Genomic DNA, 6,000 nt, shown 5'->3' with positions numbered 1-6,000 from the left:
CCCCCCCCCCCCTCCCCCCCCCCCCCCCCCCCCCCCCCCGCTTCTGTAGGAGGATTCATGAAAATCGATGTGAACTACGGGATCTGCGAAGCGAATGGTCTGTGCGCGATGGCGGCGCCGGACGTCTTCGACCTCGACGACGATGATGCACTCCATCTGCTCGTCGAGACGGCGACCCCCGACAACGAGGCCGCCGTCCGCGATGCGATCCGCCAATGTCCGCGTCGGGCCATCGCCCTGTCCGACTGATCTCACGAAGCCCTGTCACCAAGCCCCCATCCCTCGAACGACGAATCAGGGGCGGAGGACCCGAAGGTCCTCCGCCCCTGATTCGTGTCGACACTGCGCTTCAGCCTGCGGCCGACGAACCTCCGCCGGACCGAGTCGCCGCATGGTCGGCGGCGCGATGAGCAAAGATCATCGACGGACCGATGGTGGCACCGGCCCCGAGATATTTGCGCCCCATGACCGAGGCCGTGCAATTGCCGGAGGCGTACAGGCCGCCGATCACGTTGCCCTGGCCGTCGAGGACCCGACCGTCCGCGTCGGCGAGCAAGCCGCCATTCGTCCCGATGTCACCGGGGAACATCGGAAAGGCATAGTAGGGCGCCTTCTCAATCGGCCCGAGACACGCGTTCGGCCGGTGCGACTGGTCGCCTTGGTACTTCTCGTGGTCACCTTCCCCACGGAAGTAGTCCTCGTCGACTCCCGTGGCGGCAAATCCGTTGAATCGCTCGACAGTCGCGCGCAGACCGGGCGGGTCAATTCCACATTGGGTGGCCAGTTCGTCCAAGGTGTCGGCCTTCTTCACCACTCCCGAACTGATCCAGTCCTTGGGTGTTCGGCCGGGCGGAGCGACACCGAAGACATATCGGGAGCGGTGCCGCGAGTCGATGATCAGCCAGGACGGCAGCGCACCCCCGACCTTCTTGTGATGGGCGAACATCTGCTGCCCGGCCTCCTGGTAGGCGACCGCCTCGTTGAAGTACCGGTTGCCCGCCGCATCGACGATGATCGAATACGGCTTGCTGCGTTCACTCAGACACATCACCGGGACACCGTCGGGTCCCAACCAGGATGGCATCCACCACGCCTCATCCATGAGATCGGTTGCCGCACCGTGCTTCATCGCGATCTGTAGGACTTCACCGGTATCGCCGGGGTTGGCGCTGGTCCATTCGGTTCGGCCGGGCTGGTCGGCGGAGAACTCCGCGCGCATATCCGGATTACGGGAGAAGCCACCGGCGCTGACCAGCACGCCGCCTCGCGTCCGCACCCGGATCTCCGCCCCGGCTCGCTCGAGTACCGCGCCGACGACCTCACCATCCTCCACGACGAGATCCACCAGTGCGGTCTCGGTCCACACCGGCACACCACGATCGAGCAGGGCCTTGAGCATGTATCCGATCAGCGCAGCGCCGTTGGTGACGTAGCGACGCCCGCGCAGGCGACCGCCGACCGAGCGGCCCATGACCTTGGCCATCACCGACGAACCCTTGCGCGTGAACAGATTCGACACATAGGCCGCTTCACAGGTGTACATCGTCATGTTGCCCGCCACCGGCGGACGCAGACGCTGCGCCCAGTCACCGAGCTGCTTGGTATCGAACGGCGTCGCCTCCACCGACCGCGAACGCGCCTTACCACCCTCGACGCCGCGCACCCCGGCGTAGTAGTCGCTGTATCCCTCGCAGTGATGGAACTGCACGCCTTCGGTTTCCAGGAACTCGAACATCTCGGTGCCGGTGTCGAGATAGGCGTCGCGCCGCGCCGTTGACGATGCGACCGATGACTCACCGGCCGGACCGGCGACCGTGTCGAAGTAGGCAACGGCCTCCGCCCGCGAGTCCGGCACCCCGGCGGCCCGCATCGCCGGGTTGTTCGGCAGCCAGACCACACCGCCGGACATCCCGGTCGAGCCGCCGACCACATCCGACTTCTCGGCCACGATGACGTCCAGACCGTTGGCGGCGGCACGCAGCGCACCAGCGAGTCCACCACCGGAGCCGACCACCAGGAAGTCGGTCTCCTGGTCCCACTTCGTGTTCGCAGTCTCCGTCATCGCGCGATTCCCTTCGCGTGTCGTCGGGTAACGGCCGCGCTCACCAGGTGACCGGCAGTTCGTACACGCCGTATGCGAGGCGGTCGGTCTTGAAGTCGGAGGGCTCCATCGGCCTGCTCACGCGTAGATTCGGGAACCGCCGGAACACGGTCTGGAAGTAGATCTGCATTTCGGCGCGCGCCAGCTGCTGACCGATGCACTGGTGCGGTCCGTAACCGAATCCAGTGTGCTGGCGCACATCTCGGGATAGGTCCAGGTTCTCCGGAGCCTCGAATACGGCCGGATCCCAGTTCGACGAACCCTGCTCGAGAATCACACCGTCCCCCTTACGGATCAGCTGACCGGAGATCTTGATGTCGTCGAGCGCGATGCGGCGATGTCCGTTGTGGATGATGCCGAGGTAGCGCATCAACTCCTCGACACCGTTGTTGATGGCATCCTGATCGTCGGAATCGCGGAAGACGGCCAGCTGATCGGGATTCTCCAAGAGTGCCAACGTGCCCAGGGCGATCATATTCGCGCTCGTCTCATGACCGGCGATCAACATGCCCAACCCCATCTGGGCGGCCTCGGCCGCTTCGATCTCACCGTCGCGAACCCGCTCGGCGAAGGAGCTCAACACATCGTCACCCGGCTCGGCGACCTTCTTCTCGACGAGCTCGAGCATGAACATGAACATGGCCGCGAAGGCCTGCATATTCTCCTCGGGCGTCGCATATCGGTCCATGCTCTTAACCGAGTTCTCCTGGAAGAAGTCGTGATTCTCGTAGGGCACCCCCAGCATCTGCGAGATCACGATCGACGGGAGCGGCAGGGCGACCTCTCCGACGAGGTCTGCGGTGTCCTTCCCATCCGACATGGCGTCGAACAACTCGTCGGTGGTCTTCTGGATGAACGGACGCAGCGCATTGACCCGCTTGAAGGTGAAAGCGCGGGTCATCATCTTGCGGAAGGTCGCGTGCTCGCTGCCGTCGGAGTTGAACACCGACTTCGGCCGCATGGACACATTCGCCGCCATCCCCTCATTCCAGTGCGGGAAGCCGGGAAGCGACTCGTCGACGCTGATCCGGGGGTCGGCGAGTAGTTCACGCTCGGCGGCCAGGCCGGTGATCAGCCAGGGCTGGGAACCATCCCAAATGGTGACCCGGCTGACCGGATTCTGCGCACGCAGCGTGGTGGTGGCCTCCGGCGGCGCGAACGGGCAGCGCATGTCGCGCTCCATCGGGAAGCTCGGTGCGACTTCGTTGATGACTTCAGTGGCCGTCTCTGACATGGAATGTGGTCCTTTTCCCTGGAATTTCGGCTGTGGGGTTGGGTCAGTCTTCGACGCGAATCGCCTGCGCCGGGCACTGGCCGGCCGCATGACGAACGTCGTCGGCGTACGCGGCGGACGGGTTCTCCTCGAGGAGGACCACGACGCCGTCGTCGTCGTTCTGGTCGAACACCGTTGTGGCGGCGGCAACACAGTTGCCCGACGCCACGCACCTGGTCTGATCGACGATGACCTTCACTGTCGATCGCCGCCCGTCAGTCTTCGCCCGCACCCGCACCGACGAGGTCGGGTGCGGATTGCGACTGCGGCTGACCGCCCGGAAGCGGCCGGGGCGCACCGGCGACCGTGCCACCGTCGACGGGCAGCAGGGTCGCGGTCACATAACGTGATCGGTCCGAGGCGAAGTACAGCGCGGCCTCGGCGACGTCCTCGGCCGTCCCCTCCTGGTTGAGTGGACGATTCTGCGCCATGATGCCGCGGATCATCGTGGTGAAGGCCTCGGCGTCGGCACCCATCTTCACTGCGGACGCGGCCAGCAACGGGGTCGGGATAGCGCCAGGCGCAATGGTATTCACACGTACGCCCTGCTGCGCCAACTCGATGGCGACGGACTTGCCGAAGTGGATGATGCCCGCCTTCGACGCGCGATAGGTGAGCACGCTACCCCCCGGCTGAATGCCACCGATGGAGGAGATGTTGATGATCGAACCGCCTCCGTGTGCGACCATGTGCCGCGCGGCCGCCTGCGTGCCTGCCATGACACCGAGCAGGTTCACGCTCAGTACCCGGTCGAAGTCGGCCAGGTCGTCGTCGAGGAAGTTGGGGTGCATGCTCCCCGAGATGCCTGCGTTGTTCACCATGACGTCGAGCCCGCCGAACTTCTCGACGGCGAGATCGACAGCCGCCGCGATCTGGGCCGGATCGGAGACGTCGGTGTGAACGAACTCCGCCGCACCGCCGGCGGTGTCGGCCAGCGTGCGACCACCCTCATCGTCGATGTCGGCGATGACGACTCGTGCACCCTCGGCGAGGAACTTCTCGACGATGCCCTGTCCCAGCCCCGACGCGCCACCGGTGACGACGGCGACCTTTCCTGACAACCCATCGGCCATTGTTGAGTGCCCTTCACAAATCGATGATGCGCATGAACAGATTCTTTACGGTTCGGAAAATGGACCGACAAGACGCAATAGACAAAAGGCAATAGACAACGGCGGCCGCCACTGTCGTCGGGTCGACCTCCCGCAACAAAGTCGTCCATGAATGTGCCACCGAACGATTTGTTTCGCCCTATTCCACTCGCCCGATTCAGCATCGGCTCATACGCGCCGACCGATCACCGAAGACGCGCAGTGCGCATCCTCTGCCGGAGACCGAGCCACGGCATACTGTGGTCCAGCTCTCACTTTCCGCCTCTCAGCGTCGCAGTGAGACCGAAACTTGTCAAGCGATTGATTGAAAAGATGCTGGCGGTAACTGCTCAGTGCCACCCATACCGGTAAGCGGGACCTCGATCCGTCGACTCCGAGACCTTGGCGAACAGCGGTAGTCCAGAACAGATCACCAGGTCAGCGCCCGATCATCCGGATTCACACACCCCATCCCAGCGCGACACGATGGTCAATCGTCTGTTTTACAGCTGCTCGAAGGTGGCCTAGTTTTGTTTCGGGGGGCACAGCGAATCGGTACCGGCAGATCCCCGACGGGCGAGCCGGCACAAGGCCCGCGAACGCTACGTTCGCGAAGAACAGCGAGGTCAGACTCATGGCGACGACTCCAGTCAGCCTCACCGCCGATACCGGCCAGGATCGTCCCGCCGGTAGACAGGCCAAGAAGGAAGCCACTCAAGAGCTCATCCTCGACACCGCCGAGCGGCTGTTCGCAGAGAACGGCATCTACTCCGTCTCCAACCGGCAGATAGCCGAAGCCGCAGGTCAGGGCAATACCGCCGTCGTGGGGTACCACTTCGGGAGTCGAACCGATCTCATCCGCGCGATCGTTCGCCGGTTCCACCAGGGGATCGAGCCGGCCCGCGAATCCGTCCTCAGCGACATCCGGGGATCCACCCAGATCCGGGATTGGCTCTCCTGCCAGGTCCTCCCCATCACCAGGCGCTTCGACGAACTCGGCTCGCCGACCTGGTTCGCCCGTTTCGGCGCCCAGCTCATCTCCGACCCCGACCTCCGCGACATCATGATGCAGGAAGCCTGGACGGACTCGCCGTCGCTGCAGGAAAGCCTGGACGGCCTGCTCAAGACCCTTCCCTACCTGCCACCACAGGTGCAGCCCGAGCGACAGGACTGCGCACTGTTCCTGATCATCGAGATGTGCGCACAGCGCGAACGGGCTCTCGCAAACGGCACGCCACTCATCCGCAGCACCTGGGCCGAGATGGCCACCGGCCTGATCGACATCCTCGTCGGCATCTGGACCGCGCCGGTGACGCCAGCCTGAGAGCAGGCCCGAACGCCTCCCCCAGAACCCGCTGACCTGCATCGATAGACTGCAGATCAGCGGGTTTCACCGTCTCTGAGCGCCGACAAGCATCTAAATCAAGCAGTTGATTGACTTCCAGCCTGTGATGCGGTTCACTTGAACACATGCTTGGGAGGGCGGGCGCACCCGGGGGACGGACACCCCACCCCGGTTGATCACCGGACCGCCA

The 6,000-nt window shown here is 64.4% G+C and carries 6 protein-coding genes; 2 read left to right on the top strand and 4 right to left on the bottom strand.

Annotated elements, in window-relative coordinates:
* Positions 1 to 57: 57 nt before the first annotated feature.
* Positions 58 to 249 carry a ferredoxin gene (locus QSJ18_RS15295; RefSeq protein ID WP_286327422.1) on the top strand — a complete coding sequence of 64 codons (192 nt, stop codon included), beginning with the start codon at positions 58 to 60 and terminating at the stop codon, positions 247 to 249.
* A 100-nt stretch (positions 250 to 349) separates the two neighbouring features.
* On the opposite strand, the gene QSJ18_RS15290 is transcribed toward QSJ18_RS15295, so the two are convergent.
* The 4 genes from QSJ18_RS15290 to QSJ18_RS15275 are packed head-to-tail and all read right to left on the bottom strand — an operon-like array spanning position 350 to position 4,447.
* Positions 350 to 2,062 carry an FAD-binding protein gene (locus tag QSJ18_RS15290; protein WP_286327421.1) on the bottom strand — a complete coding sequence of 571 codons (1,713 nt, stop codon included), beginning with the start codon at positions 2,060 to 2,062 and terminating at the stop codon, positions 350 to 352.
* Positions 2,063 to 2,102: 40 nt separating this feature from the next.
* A complete protein-coding gene (locus QSJ18_RS15285) occupies positions 2,103 to 3,335 on the bottom strand; it encodes a cytochrome P450 (protein ID WP_286327420.1) in 1,233 nt (410 codons plus the stop codon).
* 43 nt (positions 3,336 to 3,378) lie between these two features.
* Positions 3,379 to 3,573, bottom strand: a complete 195-nt coding sequence (locus QSJ18_RS15280; protein ID WP_286327419.1) for a ferredoxin — start codon at positions 3,571 to 3,573, stop codon at positions 3,379 to 3,381.
* Positions 3,574 to 3,589: 16 nt separating this feature from the next.
* The gene (locus tag QSJ18_RS15275; RefSeq protein ID WP_286327418.1) at positions 3,590 to 4,447 is read right to left on the bottom strand and encodes an SDR family NAD(P)-dependent oxidoreductase; all 858 of its coding nucleotides are present in this window, start codon (positions 4,445 to 4,447) and stop codon (positions 3,590 to 3,592) included.
* Positions 4,448 to 5,099: 652 nt separating this feature from the next.
* On the opposite strand from QSJ18_RS15275, the gene QSJ18_RS15270 reads away from it, so the two are divergent.
* Positions 5,100 to 5,789, top strand: coding sequence for a TetR/AcrR family transcriptional regulator (locus tag QSJ18_RS15270; protein ID WP_286327417.1), 690 nt, complete (start codon positions 5,100 to 5,102; stop codon positions 5,787 to 5,789).
* Positions 5,790 to 6,000 lie beyond the last annotated feature (211 nt).

Origin of the sequence: Gordonia heveisoli, assembly GCF_030315745.1 — a bacterium.
Taxonomy (GTDB): domain Bacteria; phylum Actinomycetota; class Actinomycetes; order Mycobacteriales; family Mycobacteriaceae; genus Gordonia.
Note: the sequence above shows the minus strand (reverse complement) of the source record. Positions and strands in the feature narration are given on the sequence as shown.

What these genes read in the sequence shown, in the direction of transcription:
- QSJ18_RS15295 (WP_286327422.1), top strand. Translation starts at nt 58, where the DNA reads ATGAAAATCGATGTGAACTACGGGATCTGCGAAGCGAATGGTCTGTGC.
- QSJ18_RS15290 (WP_286327421.1), bottom strand. Translation starts at nt 2,062, where the DNA reads ATGACGGAGACTGCGAACACGAAGTGGGACCAGGAGACCGACTTCCTG.
- QSJ18_RS15285 (WP_286327420.1), bottom strand. Translation starts at nt 3,335, where the DNA reads ATGTCAGAGACGGCCACTGAAGTCATCAACGAAGTCGCACCGAGCTTC.
- QSJ18_RS15275 (WP_286327418.1), bottom strand. Translation starts at nt 4,447, where the DNA reads ATGGCCGATGGGTTGTCAGGAAAGGTCGCCGTCGTCACCGGTGGCGCG.
- QSJ18_RS15270 (WP_286327417.1), top strand. Translation starts at nt 5,100, where the DNA reads ATGGCGACGACTCCAGTCAGCCTCACCGCCGATACCGGCCAGGATCGT.